This window comes from Lysinibacillus sp. NPDC047702 (assembly GCF_050272555.1).
Classification (GTDB): Bacteria; Bacillota; Bacilli; order Bacillales_A; family Planococcaceae; genus Lysinibacillus.
On sequence record NZ_JBNNMG010000006.1, the window covers coordinates 81,848 to 105,915 of the forward strand.

Consider the following 24,068-nt stretch of genomic DNA (forward strand, 5'->3'; position numbering starts at 1 on the left):
TTGCTGAAGACCGCACAGCAATGATGGTTTTCAACACAACTTAATAAGAGTATGAAGTAAGCAGGAAAAGAAGTAAATAAAATTGTCCACTGATATTCTCAAAACTAAAGAGCGCCAAGAACATTTTTGCTCTTGGCGCATTCAAATAATTAAAAATCAAGTGTCATTAATGCTCGAAGCTCATCATCTTCAAGCTCAGTTAACCACTGACTTGATTGAATTAATTCTTCTGATAATGCAGATTTCTGCGCCAGCATTTTATCAATTTTTTCTTCAATTGTTCCGATTGTTACAAATTTATGCACCTGCACAAATTGTGTTTGCCCAATTCGATATGCACGATCTGTTGCTTGATTTTCCACAGCTGGGTTCCACCAGCGATCTGCATGTAAAACATGATTTGCAGCAGTTAAATTCAGCCCTGTTCCACCTGCTTTTAAGGAGAGGATAAATATAGGGAAATCTCCTGCCTGAAAAGCCTCTACTAAGCGATCTCTTTGTTGCTTAGGCATTGCACCAGTTAAAAACGGTGCATCAACGTTATAAAGCTCACTAAAGCAATGCTGGAGTAATTGACCCATGCCGATATATTGTGTAAAAATGAGGCATTGCTCCCCATTGTCCACGATTTCTGCTGCCATTTGTACAATACGTTCTAATTTAGTCGATCGTGTTAGCATTGTTTCAGCATCCTCGAAAGGCTCTTTTAAATATAAGGCAGGATGATTACATAATTGCTTTAATTTACTGAGCATCTTTAAAACGCGCCCTTTTTTCTGAAAGCCTGTTAATTGCTCAAGCTGATCGAGCGTCTCTAAAATATATCCTTCATATAGAGATGCTTGCTCAGTTGTTAATGGGCAATATGCATGGGATTCTTGTTTATCTGGTAAGTTAAGCTGTAAATTCGGATCTCGTTTTGTACGACGCAATAAGAAAGGCTGTATTTTTGCACGTAGCTTTTGTTTATGAGACTCTGATTCATCTCTTTCTATTGGTAATATAAATTCTTCATTAAACCGACCAAAGCTACCTAGGTATCCCTTATGAATAAAGTCAAATATTGCCCAAAGCTCTGATAAACGGTTTTCAACTGGTGTTCCTGTTAGTGCAATATGATGAGTACCATGTAATTTACGAATCGACTTTGACTGTAATGTCTGCATATTTTTTATATTTTGCGCCTCATCAAGTACAACTGTTGCCCAATCCATCTCTTGTAAAAAACCAGCATCCTGTGAAACTGTACCATAAGTTGATAAAATCACATGTGGTTTATCTCTTTCCACCAGCTGTTTAAATACATCCTCCTTCGCTCGATTGGCCTGATAATGTGTATGCACAATTAACGAAGGTGCGAAGCGGGCAATCTCCTTTTGCCAGTTACCAAGTACTGACGTAGGGCAAATGATAATGGAGGGCTTTATAAAATCTGCTGTTTCATAAAGATGAAGCAAATAAGAAATAAGCTGAACCGTTTTACCAAGACCCATATCATCAGCTAAGCATGCACCAAAACCCTGCTCCCGCATAAAGACAAGCCATTCAAAGCCCTCTTGTTGATAGGGACGTAATTCAGTCTGTAATGTTAAAGGAACTGGTACTGTTGGAAGACCTTTTTTCTCCAGAAGCTGCTCCATAAAGGACTTAAGGGATTGCTGTAATTCGAATGCAAAAATTGGATCATCTCGCATTTCATCATCAGCTTCCTCTTCTTCAACGGAGGAAGAAAAGTTTTCTGGTAGCTCACGGAATAGTAACTCACGAACTGTCCAGCTTTCATCCTCTGCTTGCTGCATCAAAGCCCTCATTTCTTGCATCCAGTTTGCATCCACTCGGAACCATTCGGTACCAATGCGGATAAATTCACGTTTTTCATCTACAAGCTTTTTAAACTGTTCGGGTGAAATGGACTGTCCATTCATAGAAAATTGCCATTTAAATGTTAATATATCATCCAGTCCAGCTACCTTTTTTGCCGCTACATTACCAGTGCTTACACGAACACGCATTTTGGATTGCTTTAAATCCTTAAGCCAAGCTGGAAGTACTACCTCAAAGCCCAGTGCTTGCAACCTGGCAAGATCCTCACGTAAGAAAGTTCGTACTTGTAAATCTTCTAACATCACACGGATAAAAATATCACTACTTAATTCTTCCAGTGAAAGAAGATCAGCAATTTGGGCTTGCTGTTGTTCGATGTCATTAGCGAACATCTGCCATTTTACAGGTAGGGCTTCAACTATTGGCTGCGACTGCTTACGAATTGCGGGAGTCCAATAGTTTTTTGTTGTAGCTGTACTAAGGACTGTTTCTAAAAGCCAAACATCTGAAACCTCCTCAGGTTCACTTAAGCGTAAGGAGACCGTAACTGCACCAGCCTGACGATTCTGTTCTAATGGCCAGCCACCACGTAGGAAAAAGGGCATTAGCTTTGGTAAATCGTTTAATACAAGACCAACTTGTTGTAGCTTTTGCTGAACAGCTATTTCTAATAATGCTGTATCTGTTCCATCAATAGGGAATGTCAGTGAGGAAAAGTCATCAGCTATATCGGCATATGTCCAAAGTTTTGGTTCTTGCCAATATTCTTGTAAAGTCGACACTTTTTCTAGCCAGATTTTACTTTCCGTATTTTTTCCATGCCACTCTATAAATGGATGCTGATAACGTGGTGAAACAAGATCAAGAAGCTCTGATGTGGAAACTTCAACGGTAAAATCTGTCCGATTACTTAACAGCCCATAGATATTTTCTTCATAGTTAAAGAATAATGAAGAAATAAATGCATCAGCTTCAAGCGCTACGCCATCCGCTGTAAAGACTTGTAATGTAAAATATCCTTCCTGAGTGACTTCAATTTGAAGTAGTAATTTTTTTGAAAATGGGGAAGGAGCATTGATAGTCATCATCCTAAGTTTCCTTTCTCAATTTCTTCCTGTAATGCACGAAGACGTTTAAATTCACTTCGAATGGTTTGCATATAGGTTTCAAAATAAGCCACTTTGCCAGCTCGTTTTGCAGCACTGCGCATACTTTTCCAAATTCGAACTGCCTGCTTATAGTTCATGCGTGATTTTTGTGTAATTTCAGCCATAGCATATAAATGGTATAGGGGCATTACTGTTGCCGGAGCAACTTGTAGGACGTCCTTTAATCCACACATTTCTAAATACGAAAGTGATGAAGGATTCAATTGGTGAAGGGCTGCCCAATCCTGATAACGTCCTTTTTTAATCAGAAAAAATGAAAATGGCTGAAGCCCATAAACACCAAAGGCACTATACAGGAGGGCTTCCTCTTCTTCTGTGAGCTGTACATCTTCAAATAAAAGCTGGAATTGCCGGACATATTGCGCTCGCTGAACAACTGGCACAATTTGCTGTAGAAACACCTCAGTAAATGGTAGCATTGCACGCAAAATAATCGTTAGTGCAGGTAATTCACCAGCTCGTTTTGCAAACGTAGCAAGCTCAACTAAATCTGCCATTTGTTGCAACTGAATATGAGAAATTCCTTCTTGCAATAAATCTTCTTTTTGTAGCAGAACATAAAATAGCATTTTTAATGATTGTAAAGAGACCTCTGAGGAAGGCTCATCAAGTTTGTTTAAGAGTGCTAATTCCTGTTCACGTCTTGGCTTCTCATAAAATAATACTGCCCAAAGAAGCATATATATTTGTAATCGATTAGCAAATAATCCTTGACGTTCCAATAAAATCTCTCTCACTAAATCCTGTAGTGCATCATAAAATGGATCAGTGGCAAAAAGTCGTGATCGTCCAGTTAGCTCTGTCAGTATACTTTCCAATGATTGAACACTTTGATCAATAAAGTATTTCATATATGGAGAATCGATTGAATGTCCTGGTGTTTCATTGACATGACGCCAAATTGTATTAAAGATAGAAAGTTCCATAAAAAGCCTATAAAGCGGCTGCCATTCTCGTTCGAAGGGCATATGTCGTTGAAGTCGCTCTAATACATCTGTTCGTATAGCAGAGATACCATAGCCCTCTAAAATACGACCTGGCGGTAATAGGCGACGCATCACCTCATGGACCATTCGATGCCAGCTTTCTGGACTGCGTTCATCTGCTAAAGTTTTGAGCTGAACTGTTTTTTGTGAGCGCCAAGCACCTGACCAATTTTGCACAGAGTCAAAGTATTGATAAAGTGCGAGTAATGCGCCTACCTGATGGCGACACCATTTTAACTGAGGACAATTACAGCTTAAATGCTCATTAGCAAAATCAATTTCTACTGAGGCAGGTCTGACATCCTGTACACTTGCATATAATAAAGAACTCGCTCCATTAAATCGTTCAAATAACACTGATTTATTCCGTACTGAGAAAACAGCACGACGCACTAGCTCTTCGTCTTCGGTAGAGGAAGGGTGTAACGCCTGTTCAGCTTCCTTCAATTTGGTAAGGACAAATTCTTGATGCTCCTTAGCTATTTGGGAAATAGACAATGCCATAACCTCACTCCTTTCAAATATATAGCTAGTGGTTTATGCATTTTTTAGCATCTGGGTATTAAAGAAAAAAGACTGTCCTTCCATTATACGATTAAAATCCGTACATGATAAGCTGAATGATTAGAAAGAAAAAAATCATGGTCTAGATAGTTAACAAGCTAATTGATTTATGTTAAAATCTGAATAATCAGATAAATAAGGAGGGATGAAGGATGATGCAAGTTCAATATATGAAGCCATTTTATACAAAAATCACGGGAGATAAATTACGTCTCGTATTTGCTTATCAATATTTCTCTATTTTAAAAGAGAATGAGATTTTCCATTTCATTCCCATAGAAGGTAAAGAGATGATTATCAACTTGAATACGCAGCAAATTGAAAATTTATCTGAGGTCTTTGTTTTCCAAAAGGGGAATCGCTTTATTCGATTACCATTATATCAATTATTACTAATCACAAACGTTCATGAGCATTTGGCACCAATTCTTGAAAGCGCTACACCAAAGCCCCAGTTACCACTTGTTTCCTCTGTAACTGTTGGTGAAATAGATCAGCTTATTTCAGAGTTGGAGCAAAAAAACCTAGATTATTTAATTGATCAGGCATTACTAGATTACAATAAAACACTCTTTTTTGAACTTCTACACCAAAAGAGCAATCAACTTGGGGGTTTCGAAAATTGAATACACAGTATTTCAACTAAGCACCTACTTTTCGTATACGAGAAGCGGGTGCTTATATAAATTGTTTATCTTGATTCGGTGACCATACAAACGCCCGCTGAATCAAGATAAAGCCCCTGACGGATATCACGGATTTTGAAGAGGGGGCTTTTCGAGCGAACTCAAAAAAATTGGGACGCGATTATGCTAGGGCGTAATTAATAGCAGCTAGGTCAAAAGTTAAGATGTAAAGAATGAATTAGAAATTTTTACTATATAAAGCCTATTAAATTAGAATACATTACCAAAAAGGCTTGAAAGAAATCTAGGTATTCCGATATAAAGAAAAATAAAGGTGGTGAAATCATGCTTGGAAAGTGGTCAGCAACAGGTATGTCAATTTTGAATAACATGAATAGACATTACGATACAATGAGTAGGGCCATGTTGCGAATTTCTTCAGGTTACCGAATCAATAGTGCAGCTGATGATCCAGCAGGACTTGCTATTTCTGAAAAAATGCGTGCCCAAATTCGCGGACTGAATATGGCTGCAAAAAATATTCAGGATGGAATTTCACTTGTGCAAACAGCTGAGGGAGCACTGAATGAGACACATGATATGATTCAACGCATGCGTGAATTGGCAATTGAGGCAGCCAATGATACATTGACAGATGACGACAGGCAAAGGCTTGAGCTAGAGTTCAAAGAGCTAAAAAAGGAAATTCAACGCATCTCAACTGATACGGAATTTAATACAAAGACATTACTAAATGGAGATCATGCTACGAAGGGTATTAAAATTCAGGCAGGGGCAAATTCAGGTCAAAGCATTGAGCTATTCATTAATGGTATGGGCTCTGAGGCACTAGGCTTGAAGGATGCTTCTATAGCAACGCGAGAAGATGCCGATAAAGCCATTTCTACAATGGATGATGCTTTAAAACGAGTGTCAAACGAGCGTTCTCGACTAGGTGCCTATCAAAACCGTCTAGAGCATGCCTATAATGCAAACGTGAACACTGCTGAAAATTTACAAGCAGCAGAGTCTCGCATTCGTGATGCAGATATCGCAAAAGAAATGATGAACATGGTAAAAGCACAAATCCTAATGCAGGCAAGTCAATATGTACTGGCAATGCATATGCAGCAGGCACAGTCCATTTTAAAATTGCTAGAAAGTGGAACAATGAGGAATCCCCGATAATAATGGTGATTCCTTTTATTAAGTTAAAAATATAAAAGGAGAGAATTGATTGATCATAAAACCCTTCGTACCATCCCCGTTGACAAAAGGACTTCAAGCACTTGTGACACGTTTACATCCCACTCATCCACAATATCAAAAACTTCAGCAGGAACTTAAAAATAAAGAAGCGGGTGATTTTGGTGAGCAATATGTAGTGAAAGAGCTACTGCAAATGGTCCTCCTTAATGAAAGTTACATTTTCCACAATGTTATGCTTCCCTCTGTTTTTCCCATGCAAATTGATATTTTAATCATCGTCCCCAACGCTATCATAATACTAGAAATCAAAAACATTCGAGGAACAGTCCATTTTAAAAATAATCCTCGTCAGCTCATTCGTACTTCTGAAATAGGAGAAGTGCAAGTCTTTACACATCCTGAAATACAGCTTGAACAATATATCCAAGGATTGAAGCATTTTTTAGGAAAGCATCATATTACGATACCTGTATATGGGGCTGTTGTCTTCCCATTTAATAATGTAAATATTCTTAGAGGGTATGAGGGGCTGCCTATAATAATGGCAAAAGAGCTACCGTTATTTCTGCATAAACATATTGGGAAAAGCAAAGAGACAATAATGACAGAAATCAAACATATTATTTTGTCACAATTACAGCATAGAACGTCGTTTCCGCTTTGCCGTTATTATCAGATTGACATTGCGGCATTGCAGCGTGGCGTTTATTGTGAAAGCTGTGGTCAGTTTGGTATGTTGAAGTTACGCATGACTTGGTATTGTCAGCATTGCCAATATAAATGTACAAACGCATATATACAGGCACTACTGGATTATTACATGCTTATCGGAGAAACGATTACGAACAGGGAATGTCGAGAATTCTTAAAAATTGAAAGTCAGTATGTAGCAAAACGCCTTTTACAAAAATTGTGTTTACCTAGTACTGGATCAGATCGATATAGGCAGTACAATTTATCCAGTTTATATTTGAAACGCCGCTAATAGCTTGAGTTACGCTGCTAACTTTGTGTGAAACGCCACTAAAACCTTTGCTTGCGCCACTTAACTTGAGAAAATCGCCACTAAAACCCAAAATTCCACCACTAGCTACAAAACTTTTGCTAATCGGACACAGAAAGCATCTTCAATATAACAAAATAATTCACACAATCCTTAGAAAGATGTATACTATAATGCAGAACAAAAATGCTTTTATGCATTTACAGAACATATATAACTACTCGTTTTTGATAACGGAAGGAAGAATAGAGAATGACGAAATCAATTTGTGTCGTTGGACTTGGCTATATCGGTTTACCAACGGCTGTAATGTTTGCCAACCACGGCATAAAAGTACATGGGGTGGACGTAAACCCAGCAGCAGTAAAAAGTATTCAAGAGAAAAAACTTCATATAGAAGAAAACGGCTTACAGGAGCGTTTGAACAAAGCAGTCGATGAAGGTTTCCTTACAGCATCAACGACACCTCAGGAAGCAGATGTGTTTATCGTTGCTGTTCCATCGCCAATCAATCCTGATAATACAGCTAATTTAGAATATGTACGTCAAGCTACAGCTTCAATTGTGCCATATTTGAACAAAGGCAACCTAGTAATACTTGAATCAACAGTGCCACCGAAAACCGTAGAACATGTGATGCTGCCTGAGCTAATCAAGGCAAATCTTGAATTCGGTGTGGATTTATTTGTAGCGCACTCACCAGAACGTGTAATTCCAGGTCGTATTTTTGAGGAATTAGTGAACAACGACCGTATCGTTGGTGGTATCGATGAACAATCTGCACTAATGACAAAAGAGCTTTATCAAACATTTGTTAATGGTACAATCCATCTAACAGATGCAACAACAGCAGAGCTTGTGAAAGTAATGGAAAACACATATCGTGATGTTAATATTGCATTTGCTAATGAGCTAGCAAAGTTAGCAGAAAAACTGGACGTTAATATTTGGGAGGCGATTAAATTCGCGAACTACCATCCACGTGTGAATGTTCATTTCCCAGGACCAGGTGTTGGTGGTCACTGTATCGCTGTTGACCCTTGGTTCCTAGTAGAGCTAGGGGGCGAGCAGGCACAAATTATTCATCTATCACGTAATACAAATGATAGTATGCCAAGCTTCACAGCACAAAAAACACAGGCCATCTTAAATCAAAACAAAATTGCTGGTGGCAAAGTGGCAGTACTTGGACTAGCCTTCAAAGGAAATGTCGATGATATGCGCGAAAGCCCATCAACAATTGTCATTGAAGAATTACAAAACCTTGGATTAGAGGTCATTTCATACGATCCTCATATTAAAGAGAACAAACATGCTACACAAACACAAAGCCTAGAGGAAGCAACTAAAGATGCAGATATTATTGTGGTTCTAACAGATCATAATGAATTTAAGGCATTAAATGCTGCGAAAATCACAGCGCAATCAAAAATCGTCTTCGATACGAAAAATTGCTTAAATCGTGAAAAATGGGAGGATGCAGGCTTCCAATTCCATCTATTAGGAGATGCGAAAAACCGATGAAGGAAACAGTACTTGGCATAAACGTCAATACGGAAGGCTACGATGAATTAATGGACTTGGCATTTGAGCGCATTGAAAAAAAGCAAAAGGCGCTTGTCGTTGCCATCAACCCAGAAAAAATCATCAAAGCAAAAGAGGACCCTGCTCTCAAGAAACTTCTTAATGAAGCGGAATTTCAAATTCCAGATGGCATAGGCGTTATACTTGCCTCAAAGATTCAAAAAGGGCAAATACGTGAACGAGTTACAGGCGTTGATATGATGATGAAGCTTTGCGAAGAAGCATCAAAACGAGGCAAACCTATTTTCCTTTACGGTGGAAAGCCTGGAGTGGCGGATGCAGCTAAAGCAAAGCTAGAATCATTATTTCCTTCTATTAAAATTGTCGGCACACAGGATGGCTATGAGAAAAATGAACAGAAGGTAATTGACCGTATTAATGAAGCACAGCCTGATCTACTTTTTGTTGCAATGGGAAGTCCAAAGCAGGAAAATTGGATAAATGCAAATCGGGATCAATTGCATCCAACTATATATCAAGGTGTAGGAGGATCATTTGATGTACTCGCAGGTACAGTGAAACGAGCGCCAGAAATTTTCCAAAAATTTGGCCTTGAATGGTTTTACAGATTATTGAAGGAACCCAAGCGTATCAAGCGTCAAATTGCACTTCCATTATTTTTATTGGAAGTTGCAAGAAAGAAACGTTAGTAATTTTTAAAAATTGGTATTGTCGTTTTAGAATGAAAGTGTTAGACTGTATGTGTATAGGAATTTCCTCTATGAAATAATAGAATTCCCTGCAAGGAAACAACGGTTGGTAGCCCAAGCGAAAAAAGCTCAAGCATTTATATGCTTGAGCTTTTTTCGTGTTTTAATTTGTGCAACACTAGAATATTTGAACATTTATTGATAGGGTATCAGAATTTTGTTGGAAAAGTTGCGCAATATCACTTGAAAAAATAGTTCAAATAGATAACAATGGTAAAAGAGAGTTGTGTGTCCTTATTTTTCCGGAAACTATTTAGAAACTTTCCCAAAATATGATTGACAACTTTTAGGGATACTACTATACTTTTATGTGTAGTTGTTTATTTACTGCATTTCTATGTAGTAGAGACATAATTTTTGAACTTAGAGGAGGAAATTTTTCTATGGCTAACCAACCAAAGAAATACAAAAAATTCGTAGCTACAGCTGCGACAGCTACTTTAGTAGCTTCTGCTATCGTACCAGTGGCTTCTGCTGCAGGATTCACAGATGTAGAAAACAATACTCATAAAGATGCAATCAATGCTCTTTCTGATGCTGGTATCATCAATGGATACGCTGACGGCACATTCAAACCAAACCAAACAATTAACCGTGGTCAAGTGGTTAAATTATTAGGTCGTTGGTTAGAAACTGAAGGCTTTGAAGTTCCATCTGATTGGGAAACATCTCAACGCTTCAAAGATCTTCCATTAACAGCTGAAAAAGAATTAGTTAAATATGCTGCACTTGCTAAAGATGCAGGCGTATTCGCTGGTTCAAACGGCAACTTAAACTACACTCAATCTATGCAACGTCAACAAATGGCAGTTGTATTAGTACGTGCTATCAACGAAATCTATGACTTAGATCTAGTAGCTGAGTACAAAGCAGATGGATTCAAGAGCGAAATCTCTGACCTAGGTGCTGCTTTCTCTGCTGAACAACGTGAGGCTATCACTGCTTTAGAATATGCTGAGCTTACAAATGCTGCTAACCTACCTGGTAAAGCATTCAAACCAGCTGATTCAATCACTCGTGGTCAATTCGCTTCATTCCTACACCGTACAATCAACCTTGAAATCGAAGATGGAGCTGTAGATGCTACTGTAAAAGCTGTCAACAACACTACTGTTGAAGTAACATTCGATGAAAAAGTTGGTAACCTAGATGAGCTTAAATTTGAAATCGACGGTTTAGAAATTAAAAACAAAGCTCACAAACAATCTAATGATAAAGTTGTTGTATTAACTACTGCTCCTCAAGAAGCAGGTAAAGAATACACAGTTAAATTAGATGGTGAAGTAATTGGTAAATTTAAAGGCATTGATGCTGTAATTCCAACTTCAGTTGACATTGTTGAAAAATCTCAACAAAATATTCTTGGTAACAATGTAACTGTAAAAGCAAAAGTTACTGTTGCTGATGGTCAATCTAAAGCTGGTATTCCTGTAACATTTAACATTGTAAATGGTCAAGAAAACAACAACCTTAACCCAGGCGGTGCATTAAACCCACCGATCGTTGCTGAAGCACTTACAGATGAAAACGGTGTAGCTTCTTACACTTACACTCGTTATGCATCTACTGCTCGTGATTTAGTAACAAACGATGAAGTACAAGCGTACTCAACAGGTAAACCATCTTTACGTGGTTTTGCTAAAGTTTACTGGGCTTCAATCAAACCATTATCAATCACTGAAGTAACAGAAGGAAACACAATTGCTAACGGTGGTAAAAAAGTTTATAAAGTAAAACTAGCAGGTGTATCTAGTAACGTAACACCTGGTGGTCACTTCGATCGCACTGTAAATATTGGCTTCAGAGAGAATGTAAACGTTACTCCAGACAAAGCTGTAAAAACTGTAACAGTAACAGACGCAAGTGGTCGTGAATTAGGCTACCCAGGTCAATTCACAACAACTAACGCTGTAACAACATCAACGTTCAACTCAATCGTGTTAAACTTAGACCACAATGGTGAAGCTACATTCACATTAACTGGTTCTAACGCAACTGTAACACCATTCGTGTTTAAAGATGCATATGCAAATACATCAAACACTGATCCAAGTTATGGTCGTTTTGATGAGACAGAATTATTTGCAGAAGTAGCAAAAGTAACATTCGGAGCGCAACACACTTTACAATTAGTGACAGAATCACTTGGTGTACAAAATGCATCCGCATATGATGCAAGCTTTGGTGGCAATGGTGCTTATTTCGTTCGTGATGCAGCAGGCAACCAATTATACCGTGATATTTCTGGCTTCTTAAGATCAAATACACAAACTTATATTCTTCAACCAGGTGAAGCATGGATTACAAATAATAATCCATTACGTAGCAATGAAGTTTTACCAGCTGGCTTTAACTATAACTATACAAACACTAATGCAAGCTCTGCAGGTGTAGCTAGTTTAGAAAAAGCGGATAGATTAAATGGTAAATCAAGCTACCGTTACAATATGAAAGATGCATCAGATGAATTAGCGAAGGATCTGGTTAATACTGGTGGTCGTGACTACAAAGCAGTATTAAAAGATAAAGATGGTAAGCTAGCTACAACTGGTACACCAATTAAATTACATGTTAAATATGGTTCTGCACGTTCAACTAATGTTGCACCAATTTATGTAATTGATAATAATTCATTAACTGTGTACAAAATTTCTGATTTCAAGAAATCAAAGCTAGAACAAGAATTTGATTTCTTAACAAACGCTAAAGGTGAAATTTCATTCACTATCATTGGTGGTCGCGATAGCTATGCAACACCAACTGTATTTGTTGATACAAACAGATCAAATGATTTAGATGCCGCTGATTTACAACACGCTGGTGAAATTGTATACTTCGGTGACCGTACAATTACATCTGCTAACTTAACAGTAAATGATAAAAACGAGACAAATGCAATCGTTTCTGACATTGCAAACTTCTCTTACCGAACAGTTGACCAAAACAATAAACCATATTCGTTAAACCATAACACAACAAGTGGTACACAAAGTCAAGAGTTTGTAACTTCATTCCAAGTACACAGTGGTTTTGGTATTGCATATGTATATGCAACTAAAGCTGACGCAGAAGCAGGTCGTAACGAAATTGGTTCTGTTGGTCAAGATGGTACACGTACATTCACAGTACGATCTGTAAACGGAAAAGCAGACATTTATGTGAAATCTGCAGTAGGTAATAAAGTAACTGTAAATGCAAGTGCATCACAAGGCACATATCCAAACAAAACGGCTACTGCTACATTCACGAACCAATTCAACGAAGGCGTTAATTCATATGTACGTGGTAAAGTAGTTGCTATCGATAAAGAACACAAACGTGTATTATTATCAGATTCAACTGGTAAAAATGTTTATGAGTTATCATATGATAAAGCTGATTTATCTGTTGCTGGTCAAGGTATAAATGAAGCAACATTTGTGAGTGGTTTAAAAGTTGGTCAAGAATTAAACTACACAGCACCAGTTGATAATAAAAAAGCTTCATTCAATAACACAGACAGAGTATCTGGTGTAACTATCTCTACTAATGCGGTTATCATAATTAATGGTGACCAAACATCAGTACCTAAAACTTATGACTTTGCAACAGTTACTAATACTGGCGTAAAAGTTAATAGCGATCTTAAAGTGAAAGAAATCGTAATTAATGGTGATAATATTACGCTTGAAAACTTAAATACAGACGCTACTATTGTTGTAGGTATTCTAGATGTTGATGCAGGTAAATACCATGCTTCAATTCAAAACGTAAATGATACTAAACTTGTTAATGTAAAAGGCATTGGTACAGCATTACCTAATGTAGTAGTTAACCGTGGTGATTTAAACACATTCACAGTTGAAAATTCAACATTAGGTACTGTAACATTAAATATTGCTGAGCACGTAGCATTAGTTGGCACTTCAGCTATTACTACATTACATGCAAAAGTAAATGGTTTTGCAATTACTGGTACAGGTACTTTAACAAACTTAATTCTTGATAGCGGTGTTACACAAACAACACGTCCTGGTTTTACACCACTTGACCTTACGAATACTAAAATAACTCAAAATGGTACTGTAGGTGTACCATTCACTGTAGCAGATACAACTTCTGCAGATACTGTTACATTTACATTTACTGAAAATGTACTTCCTACAAATGTACGTGTTATTGAAATTTTAGCTGATGGTACTACTGCAGATTCAGCAACAATTGCAGCAGTTACTAATAATTCTAAAGCAGTGACTGTTCAACTTGCTAACACAACTAATATCAAAACTAAAAAAGTTGTAGTAATCTATAACAATATTGAATACCTTGTTGAGTATGCTACTACTTCAAACACTTGGACAGTTACTAAAAAATAATATAATTATTAATTTTCTGGTAATTTAAATAAAAGACTCTGTATGAGAGAAATCTCTACAGAGTCTTTTTTGTATTTTTTGAAACCCCCGTGTTATTACGATGGATTCTAAAGATATGAACCAGAAAAAATCGGCCGTACAATGAACTCAAATCTAGTCAACTGACTTCGTGCAAAAGGGAATCAAAATGTAATAAAATGAGTTCTATAATATTTTTTTGGGGTATTCACATAATTACACGCAAAAAAAGCACAGATTCACTGATTTATATATACTTGATTGTCAAGAAACAAGTAATAGAAAGGTGAACTGTGCAATTTGAATTTTTTCCCAGGATCAAAAGAGGTAGAAATAGGTGATAAAATAGCTTATAACCAAGAAATCCATAGTCTATTTTATATAGATATTAAATTTGGTTTATAGAAAGAAGTTTTATTTTTTAATAAACTGATCAATCATTTGCGTAATATCAGGGTTATTTGCAATCCAAACATCCCGATCTGCAGTTATATTATTTAAATGCGACTGGATATTTTTCTCTGTAATATACACACCAAAATCAGACGGTACTTTTTTTGATTCTATCTGTAAAATTCGATGCATTATTAAATTACCTATCTTTTTTCGATAATGGGATTGATCTGAATAGGTATTAAAATTTTCTGTAGAGGTTGTTGTAATAGAGTTATAGCCTGAAAAATCCCAGACAGGTACTATCTGGACAATCTCCTTTTTCCACTGCTCCAATTGATTCCATAAGCCAACCCTTTCAATGCCTGTCCATTGAAGTGCATGGGATGGCTGAATAAAAACTATTAACTCAATTTCATTTTCCTTACACAAATCAACTAATTGCTTAAAATAATCTAAATTTTTATTGGATAATTTGTATTTTGCAAGTAATTGCTCATTGACTAGATACTCTTGTAAATGTTCATAAAAACGATTATGCCCCTCATTAAGTAATTTTTGGTGATTATTTAATAAAACCTGTTCGTTATGACTACCATCTGCTAAGATACTATCTTGTGTTAAAATCGAAATTTGTTTCATATTTTCCTGAATTACATGCATGCTATCAATAATTGCTTGTTTAGTAAATAGATTAGAAATCAAATCATCCATATTCCAATATTTAGTCAGTAATCTCTTCTCAGTAAAGCTACTTGGATTAGTGCCAAATTGATTAAATGCCTCAAAGTCCAAGCCGATAATTACTCTTTTTAATGACGGATTGTTTTTTAATGCATACTCTAAATATTTTAGTTGCACATTTATTGTTGCACTAGATAAACCAAGATTATAGGCTTCATCCCCAACAATTTTATTATAGAATTTGGGATCTAATCCTTGATGTGTTCGTGATGAACCAAGAAATATTGTATCCGGCCTTTTGTTAGCAATATCTTTTGTTTTTAATAAATATACTTTAGAATCTATTTTTTGTTCGTTAAATCCTTTGAAGGTAGGAGAGTTAAAAATATTATAAGGATTCACAACATAATTTAATGTAACAATACTTATTATTAATACTAGACATAATATAACTACGGAGATACTCCATTTTCTGTATGTTTTTTTCATAGTGACCTCTAAAAATTAAAATATAAGAATGTACTTTCTTGTGTTAAATGAAGAATTGCATATATAAATAAGATAATCGTAAATAATGCTGTATACCAACTTGGTTTAAATTTTTCCTGTAGTTGTTTTGAATTTTTAAACACTAGAACAATGAGTAAGCCTACTAGTATGTATTTAATGGCACGACCATCATCGTTAAGAGGTGTCTCCCCAATTGTGAAATATTTCAACCATACATTTGGAATGAATGTACTCAATCGTTCTGGAAGCATTATACCGTTCCATCCGATCATTCCTTTTAGTACTTTTATAGCGTCAGAAAAATTATTTGCTCTAAAAAATACCAACGATAGATTCAAAAAATTAAAAGTGATGAACCATGCGAAATATTTATTCATTTGAAAGTTACTAGACTTCCAATGTCTATGAATGATTGTAGCAGCCCCATGTAAAAAACCCCAAAATACAAATGTCCAGCCTGCACCATGCCAAATACCACTAATTAAAAATAGAATCATTAATGCGGTATTTGTTCTTAACATTGTAAACTTTTTCATATGTAGAGGTGTAAATACTTTCCTCAATAGAAAGCGATTAATAGGGAAATAAATATAGCGATAAAGAAACTCACCTAATGTCATGTGCCAACGATTCCAAACATCTTGAATATTTTGAGCTTTGTATGGTGAATTAAAATTGACAGGTAGTTTTATATTAAAGAGTAATGCGCTACCTGTGGCCATATCCATATAACCACTAAAATCAAAATATAGCTGTAAAGTATAGGATAAAGAAGTAATCCAAGCTTCTATTAAAGATAAATTTTCTAATTGATCGAAGCCTTGAGTTGCCCAAACTGCTAATGTATCTGCCAAAATGACTTTTTTAAATAAGCCAATGGAAAAAATAAAAATACCAATAGCAATATCTTGGCTATTCAAAAATTTTTTTCGATTATCTGCAAATTGTGGCATTATTTTTTTATGATGTATAATCGGTCCTGCAATTAATTGAGGAAAGAATGACACAAATAATGTATAGTTTAAGAAGCTTTTTTCATTTATGTCACCATAATAAGCATCCACTAAATAACCAATTTGCTGGAAAGTGAAAAAACTAATAGCTAATGGTAGAGCTATATGTAGTAAAGTAATGTCAACATTGAACACAGTATTCAAATTTGTAATAAAAAAATCTATGTATTTGAAAAATGCCAATAAAAGTACATTAAAGCAAATACCAATTGTTAGTATACGTTTACGACGATCCGTAGATCGATTAACGAGCAGTAGATGACCGAAATAATAGTTTACTAGTATAGATACACAAATAATCGGTAAAAAATAAATATTCCACCAAGCATAAAAAAAGAGAGAGCTAATGGTTAACCAGACTTTTGCAGCGATTAAATATTTCCTGCGATTCAATGTAAAGTAAATAATAAAGACAATAGGCAAAAATAAAATTATAAATTCATAGGAATTAAATAACATACCATAGACTCCTTCTAAAGTTTAATCTTAATTTTGTAACTGCCTCACATCCTCTCCAAGAAAATCATACTATCATACTAAGGTTAAAGTTAGGTTAAATAATAAATGGTTTTTTAAATATTAGTTTACATTAGAACAATTCAAAGCCTAAGAATACACGTATACCAGTTTTAAAAATAAGCAGACAACGCAAAATACCTAATCTATACTATTTATAGTCGTGAATTTTATTATAAATATTAAGTTTGTAATAAATTGTAAAACAGGTAGGGAGGTATTCTTATTAGATTTTTATCCTTCGTTATAAATTTATTATGCTGATCATAAGTATATGGTTATTTTCAATTATAATTGGAATTACATCCTACATGTGGATGTAATTTTATAGTATAATGACCTTATGTGTAAAAAAACATAATTCGAGGAAGGTAGACTTACAATGACATTTACGGAACCCGTACGAAAATATATTTTGTCAGGTATTGTCGCATTTATTGTAATTGGACTAATTGCAGCAAGTGTTTTGGCAAACAAACAAGATGAGAAATTTATGATGGACGAGTCTTTATATAAACATGCATTACAATTGCAATCTAGTGGAGATTTAGAAGGGGCAGAGGTAGCACTTTCACAGGTTTTAAAGGATCAGCCAAATTCAGAAATTGCTAATTATGCAACTAGTCTAATTATGGCACAAAAAGGTGATATGAAGCAGGCTGCAATACTTATGCAAAAAGTCTTAGATATTAATCCGCATAAAGTGGAAGACCCAAGATTTATGATTCAATTGGGCGAAATTTTTGTCGGTGCTGAAAAATATGAAGAGGCAAAAATCGTGTTATTACGTTGTCAGGAATCTCAATGGACACTAGAAGATATTCCAACTTATCAGGAGCATGTGGCAGCACTATTAGCCCAAATCGAAAATTCGCAATTAAAGGAAGGTACTAAAAATGAGTAAGTTCTACGAAAAAGTCGCCTATCGTGATACTGAAGAAGATATACAATCACAAAAATCTGTAGACAAATGGATTTTTGGGTTGCTTCTTATTGTCATAGGATTTGTACCTTTAATCGTTATGGCGAGCGTAGTTGAGGTTCAATCACCGATGGTAACTAATGTAAGTGCACTAACAGGTGGGACAAAGGGTGACCTTTTTACGCACTATAAAGCGTTAGCTGTATTAGTTATAACAGTATTAGCAGGCATCATGTTCTTAGCCAAAATTTTATTTATGAACGGAAAAGTTCGTAAAACTAAATTGAATTATACAATAGGAGCTTTTGCTGTAGCAATTGTGTTGTCAACAATTTTTTCACCAAACATTTCTATTGCATTACATGGCCAATATAACCGTACTGACGGTGCAATTAGCTGGCTTTGCTATTTAGCATTGTTCTTTATTGCGATGAATATCGACTATCCCAAAAAAGTATTAAACTACGTTTTATATTCTTTATATCCATTTGTAGTAATTAACTTATTTATTATCACAATGAATTTCTATGGAAATGATTTATTACAAAAGGCAGCAGTTAAAAAATTAGTTATGGTGTTTTTACCTGCAGGTGCTAACATTGGTGAAGGTTCGATATTAGTAGGTACGTTAAACCAGTGGAACTATATGAGTGGTATGTTTGCCATTATGACTGTTATGTTTTTAGCAGCAGCAGTGCTAGAGAAAAGTATTGGACAAGCGATAGGTCATTTAGTGATTGCTGTGATGTCTATTGCAGTTATGCTGATGTCTATTTCGACTAGTGGATTTTTAACAGTTTCTATGATGATGCTTGTAATCCTTTTTGCAGCACTTAGATCAGAGAAGAAAGTGCAAAGTTTTGCAATAATTGTAGTTTTTTTAGTTGCAAGTGCACCTGTTTTTCATGTGCTAGCCAATAAGGATGCTCATGTTTGGACGGAATCTATTGGATTTGTTTTGAAATCAAATCCTTATGTGAAAGAAGAACCTACACCTGCAACAAGTCTGAACAGTAATATCGAATTTGACTGGATGACGAAGGCTTATGCTGCGGAAAAATTTGAATTGCCTGTGTTGCCTGAAAGAGGTACATCGGCAGGATCTGGTCGTGCTTATATTTGGGGCAAAGGTATAGATTTGGTAAAAGAACGCCCACTCTTCGGTTATGGATTAGACACTTTTATGTATAATTTCCCTCATTATGCTCTTGACGCACGTGCTGGTATGTATGATGAAAATACGATTACTGATAAGCCGCATAGCATGTATGTTGGGTGGCTATACGGTACAGGGATAATCGGTTTTTTATGTGCAATCGTCATACTAGCCATATCAATATTCACCCCATTAAGGGATGCTATTAAAAATAATCAATCTATAATTTGGATACTAGGAGTCGCTTGGGGTGCTTATTTAATACAGGCACTTTTTAACGATAGCTTACCAGGCATATCAGCTGTAATGTGGGCAATTGGGGGTATAGGATTAGCAATGACATTTAAAAATAAGGAGCAGTTAAATGGAAGAGACAATTGAGTTACGAGAGTTATTAAAGATCGTTTGGAAGGGAAAAGCTGTTATTGCAGTATGTACAATTGTATGTATGCTCTTAGCAGGAATTGCAAGCTGGTTCATACTAGATGAAAAATATGAATCGAAGGCAGTCGTACAAGTGGCAAGTGCAGTACAAGATACAGGAATTATGTCAAACTATGTGGCAGCCGAATTTACACCAACTATTTATGCACAACGTATCCAAAATAAACCAATAATGCAGCAAGCTTTTAAAGATGCAGGAGCTAAAGTGAATTATGATGAAAGGAATTTGTTTGCCACAATAGATACAGATCCATCAAAAAATCTAATTGAATTAAAATTTACTTCTAATTCGCCAACAGATGCTCAGCAACAATTGCAAATTTTAATGGAAGCAACAAAGCAAAAAATGAATGAGTCTGTTCAGGCGACATTACATGATTTGGAAAATACCTATAAAATGGAAGCTAGTGCTTTAACAAAAGAAATTGATTCCATTATTGAAAAGTACAACAAAGCGATTCGTGAAAATAATTTACCAGAATTATTAATATTGCAAACTATATTAAATACAGAAATTATACTTAATGTTTCTGATGAACAAACAGCTGCATTATCAAATGTCAATGGAAAATTGCAAAATGAATTATTACAAATGCAGGCTCAAATTCAAACGAAATCAGAAGAATATCGTAAAACACTTGCTAATTATCAATCAGTTAAAACGGGATTAGATAGCTTTAAACCAGACCCATTTATTCGGGTTATCGCAGAACCAACATTACCTGAGGTAGCAACTTCTCCAAATAAAATGTTAAATTTAGCAATTGGTTTAGTACTTGGCGCAATGATTGGTCTTGGTGTAGCGTTATTTAGACAATATTGGAAAAATAGTGAAACCGTAAAATAGATATAAGTGAGGAAGTTTTATATGAATTATCAAATGCGTTACATGCTATTTTTTATCATAGACTCTTGTATCGTGTTATCAGCGATTTATATGAGTTATTGGCTATTACATCCAACAATTAGTGGCTATTCAGATAAAGTTATTCTAGTTAGTGCTGTAACGTTATTAGTTAGTCATCATATTGCTGCTTACTTTTTTCATCTTTATGATCGAATGTGGAGCGTTGCATCAGTCAGGGAACTATTAACAATTGCCTATGCCGTTACAATATCTGTTGCAACGGCTAGTGGTATGCAATATTTGATAAAAAATGATGTATATGTTCGTGTTATGATTATTACTTGGATGTTGCATATAATTATGATTGGTGGCTCTCGTTTTATGTTACGTGTATTAAATGATCGAGAATCATTTCAAAATACGGCTAATCTAAAGCGAGTGTTAATTGTTGGAGCAGGACAAGGAGGGGCGATGCTTGCCAGAAATTTAATGCACGCCCCATATCCAGATAGATTACCTGTTCTATTTGTTGATGATGATATTAGTAAACAGCAACTTAAAGTAATGAATGTAACTGTGGCAGGGACTACAAAAGATATTTCAAAACTTGTCGTTAAGCACGGAATAGATGAAATTATTATTGCGATTCCTTCACTTGGTCGTATTGGGATAAAGAGTATTTATGAAGATTGTGCAGAAACAAATATTCCGGTAAAAATTATGCCAAGTATTGAAGATGTAATGACAGGAAAAGTAGCTGTTAATGAGATGAAGGAGATTCAAATAGAAGATTTGCTGGGACGTGATGAAGTAAAGCTAGATATGGTGGCTATTTCAAAAAAATTGACAGATAAAGTAATTCTGATTACAGGTGCAGGAGGATCCATCGGTTCTGAAATATGTCGCCAAGTAATGAATTTTCAGCCAAAACGTCTTATTCTTTTAGGGCACGGGGAGAACTCTATATATACAATCCATATGGAGCTACAACAAAGAAGTGTAGGTACAGAATTAATACCTATTATTGCGGATATTCAAGATAGAAGTAGAGTTTTTGAGGTGATTAAGGAATATTTACCAGACGTAATTTACCATGCTGCAGCACATAAACATGTGCCATTAATGGAATATAATCCAGGTGAAGCAGTAAAGAATAATATATTTGGGACAAAAAATGTAGCTGAGGCAGCACATGAATTTAGTGTCGGAAATTTTGTAATGATTTCAACTGATAAAGCAGTAAATCCGCCCAATATTATGGGTGCGACTAAAAGAGTAGCTGAAATGATTGTCCAAAATTTAGCAAAAGAAAGTAACACAAAATTTGCTGCTGTTCGATTTGGAAATGTTCTTGGTTCAAGGGGATCAGTGATACCTTTATTTAAAAAGCAAATTGCTAGTGGTGGACCAGTTACTGTAACACATCCTGATATGACTCGCTATTTTATGACGATTCCTGAAGCTTCTCGATTAGTGTTACAAGCAGGTACCCTTGGAGGAAATGGAGAAATTTTTGTTCTCGATATGGGGGAGCCGGTTAAAATTGTTGATTTAGCTCGTAACTTGATTCATCTATCTGGTTATACAGAAGATGAGATTAAAATTGAGTATACAGGTTTACGTCCAGGTGAAAAAATGTATGAGGAGCTATTAAATAAAGAAGAAATCCAAGAGGAACATGTTTATCCAAAAATTCATATTGGAAAAGCAAATCCTCTTGAGTGCGATATTTTAAAAAAATTATTGGAGAATATTTCGAGGGATGGAATTAATGAAAAAGTAAAAAAAGAGATTATATCAATTGCAAATAATAAAGAAAAAAGTTATATCAATCACTAATAATATAACTTTCTTAAGAATTTTATTTAGTACAGTAATAATAAAAAGTGGAAGTAAGTTTTTAAACTAATTAGATTTCCAATTTTCTATATATATGAATAGACATTTGTATCTGAATTAACCTAGATACTAGTTGAATTTAATTTTTATGTTATTCTGTATCCACGTAACGTTATTCAGTTGAATAGTTCCTGATAAGTGCTGATGCATTAAATCTAAGAAAGATAGGAAATAAACGATGATTAATATAAATTCATTTATAAAACAATTAACTTACTATTTTCCATCGCAAATTTACCCTTCTATAATGAACCTGATAATTATAATGATATTGGCAAGGGAACTAACTTTGGGGGATTTCGGAAACTATAATTTATTTATTACAGTTGTATCATTTGGATGCACAATTGTTACCCAATGGTTTATACAATCAATATTATTTTATAGACCTCAATATGAAAAAGAAAACAGAATTAGAGAATTTAACTTTCATTATAATAAGGGAATTTTCTATCTTTTTATATTTTTTATTGTAATAGCTATTATTATGAGTGGACTATATATTTGTAATATAAAAATGAATTATTCATTTATAATACTATTTTCAATATTTGTGCAATCAATCTTTAATTTAGAACAAGTAATTTTACAATCAAAATTAGATTATAAAAAATACGCATTGAAAAGCTTTTTAGTAACTACAATTAGATTCCTTTTAATTATTTTTATAATATACTTTATTGGACCAAATGTTGAGTTAATATTAATAGCTATTGCTATTAGTTATTTTTTATTTATTTTAAATAAAGTAAAAGAGTATCTAATGAAAGAGAAATTGGAGTTATCAGAGTCAACAAAAGTTTTTTATATAAAAATGCTTGTTTATGGAACACCATTATTAGGTTGGTTTTTATGTACTTCTTTTATGCATCTTTCAGATAGAATACTTATTAAGTTTTTTCATGATACTGAAGAGATGGCACTGTACTCAGGAAATTATTCAATAATCTCGGCAGGATTAGGATTAATTTTTGTTCCTTTAAATACTGTCTTGCAACCAATTATTATGAAAAAAGCAGCGGAAAACACTTTTAAAGTCGAAGAGTTAGAAAGTTTATTGAAAAAAATGACTACTATTTATCTGATTATTGGTATCCCAGCAATTTTATTAATAGATTCATTAAAAGAAGAAATTGTTTTTTTATTACTTGGAGAAAAATATGTAGTCGGCAGTGGCATTATTACTTATTTAATGATTGGTATGTTATTATGGAGTATTTCCATGATAGGACAAAAGGGTATGGAAATAAATAAACAGACAAATAAAATGTTTTACTTCATTCTAATAATAACTATAGCCAATTTTTTTGTGAACGTTATTTTAGTGAGATATTGGAGTTATCTCGGAGCCGCATTAGGTAACTTAATTGCTTTTTCATTATATTGTGTATTAGTATATTGGAATTCAAAGAAAAATATAAAATGGTTATTTGATTGGAAAGCAGTTACTATTCTACTTTTAACGGTAATACCCCTTATATATGGTATTAATTTTATAACTGAATTTCTTTTAAAGGATTTTAATAGCTTCATTATTATTTTAGCAAATAGTGTGGTTTTTTTAAGTATATATAGTGGATTGATTTACTTATTATTGAAATATAAAAAAATTAATATTAAATTTTAAAAAATTTTA

At 34.8% G+C, this 24,068-nt stretch carries 15 protein-coding genes; 11 read left to right on the forward strand and 4 right to left on the reverse strand.

What is annotated here, in order from left to right; all coding sequences use genetic code 11:
• Positions 1-149: 149 nt before the first annotated feature.
• Both ACQKIM_RS05040 and ACQKIM_RS05045 read right to left on the reverse strand, forming a co-directional pair.
• On the reverse strand, positions 150-2,912 hold the full coding sequence (locus tag ACQKIM_RS05040; protein ID WP_427539994.1) for a DEAD/DEAH box helicase: 2,763 nt from the start codon (positions 2,910-2,912) through the stop codon (positions 150-152).
• On the reverse strand, positions 2,909-4,483 hold the full coding sequence (locus ACQKIM_RS05045; protein WP_427539997.1) for a hypothetical protein: 1,575 nt from the start codon (positions 4,481-4,483) through the stop codon (positions 2,909-2,911). The genes ACQKIM_RS05040 and ACQKIM_RS05045 overlap by 4 nt, the downstream gene beginning before the upstream one ends.
• Before the next feature lie 212 nt (positions 4,484-4,695).
• Between ACQKIM_RS05045 and ACQKIM_RS05050 the strand changes: the two genes are divergently transcribed.
• The 6 genes from ACQKIM_RS05050 (at position 4,696) to ACQKIM_RS05075 (ending at position 14,030) form a co-directional block, all read left to right on the forward strand.
• Positions 4,696-5,169 (forward strand): transcriptional regulator, encoded by a 474-nt coding sequence (locus tag ACQKIM_RS05050; RefSeq protein WP_427540000.1) that lies wholly within the window; start codon positions 4,696-4,698, stop codon positions 5,167-5,169.
• A 345-nt stretch (positions 5,170-5,514) separates the two neighbouring features.
• Complete coding sequence (locus ACQKIM_RS05055) at positions 5,515-6,357, forward strand: flagellin (protein WP_427540003.1); 843 nt, start codon at positions 5,515-5,517, stop codon at positions 6,355-6,357.
• A 49-nt stretch (positions 6,358-6,406) separates the two neighbouring features.
• Entirely contained in the window at positions 6,407-7,363 is a 957-nt protein-coding gene (locus ACQKIM_RS05060) for a nuclease-related domain-containing protein (protein ID WP_427540006.1), read from the forward strand.
• A gap of 270 nt (positions 7,364-7,633) precedes the next feature.
• Positions 7,634-8,905, forward strand: coding sequence for a nucleotide sugar dehydrogenase (locus tag ACQKIM_RS05065; RefSeq protein ID WP_427540009.1), 1,272 nt, complete (start codon positions 7,634-7,636; stop codon positions 8,903-8,905).
• Positions 8,902-9,615: a WecB/TagA/CpsF family glycosyltransferase gene (locus ACQKIM_RS05070; protein ID WP_427540012.1), complete on the forward strand. Its 714-nt coding sequence runs from the start codon at positions 8,902-8,904 to the stop codon at positions 9,613-9,615. The genes ACQKIM_RS05065 and ACQKIM_RS05070 overlap by 4 nt, the downstream gene beginning before the upstream one ends.
• A 443-nt stretch (positions 9,616-10,058) precedes the next feature.
• On the forward strand, positions 10,059-14,030 hold the full coding sequence (locus ACQKIM_RS05075) for an S-layer homology domain-containing protein (protein WP_427540015.1): 3,972 nt from the start codon (positions 10,059-10,061) through the stop codon (positions 14,028-14,030).
• A 432-nt stretch (positions 14,031-14,462) separates the two neighbouring features.
• Here ACQKIM_RS05075 and ACQKIM_RS05080 read toward each other — a convergent pair whose 3' ends face one another.
• Positions 14,463-15,614: a hypothetical protein gene (locus tag ACQKIM_RS05080; protein ID WP_427540018.1), complete on the reverse strand. Its 1,152-nt coding sequence runs from the start codon at positions 15,612-15,614 to the stop codon at positions 14,463-14,465.
• Positions 15,615-15,622: 8 nt separating this feature from the next.
• On the reverse strand, positions 15,623-17,107 hold the full coding sequence (locus ACQKIM_RS05085; protein ID WP_427540021.1) for an MBOAT family O-acyltransferase: 1,485 nt from the start codon (positions 17,105-17,107) through the stop codon (positions 15,623-15,625).
• 439 nt (positions 17,108-17,546) lie between these two features.
• Between ACQKIM_RS05085 and ACQKIM_RS05090 the strand changes: the two genes are divergently transcribed.
• From ACQKIM_RS05090 to ACQKIM_RS05110, 5 genes are all read left to right on the forward strand, one after another.
• Positions 17,547-18,068: a tetratricopeptide repeat protein gene (locus ACQKIM_RS05090; protein WP_427540024.1), complete on the forward strand. Its 522-nt coding sequence runs from the start codon at positions 17,547-17,549 to the stop codon at positions 18,066-18,068.
• Positions 18,061-19,623, forward strand: coding sequence for an O-antigen ligase family protein (locus tag ACQKIM_RS05095; protein WP_427540027.1), 1,563 nt, complete (start codon positions 18,061-18,063; stop codon positions 19,621-19,623). Before ACQKIM_RS05090 ends, ACQKIM_RS05095 begins: the two co-directional genes overlap by 8 nt.
• Complete coding sequence (locus tag ACQKIM_RS05100) at positions 19,607-20,533, forward strand: Wzz/FepE/Etk N-terminal domain-containing protein (protein WP_427540029.1); 927 nt, start codon at positions 19,607-19,609, stop codon at positions 20,531-20,533. Before ACQKIM_RS05095 ends, ACQKIM_RS05100 begins: the two co-directional genes overlap by 17 nt.
• 21 nt (positions 20,534-20,554) lie before the next feature.
• Positions 20,555-22,372, forward strand: a complete 1,818-nt coding sequence (locus ACQKIM_RS05105) for a polysaccharide biosynthesis protein (protein WP_427540032.1) — start codon at positions 20,555-20,557, stop codon at positions 22,370-22,372.
• Positions 22,373-22,610: 238 nt separating this feature from the next.
• Entirely contained in the window at positions 22,611-24,059 is a 1,449-nt protein-coding gene (locus tag ACQKIM_RS05110) for a lipopolysaccharide biosynthesis protein (RefSeq protein WP_427540035.1), read from the forward strand.
• Positions 24,060-24,068 lie beyond the last annotated feature (9 nt).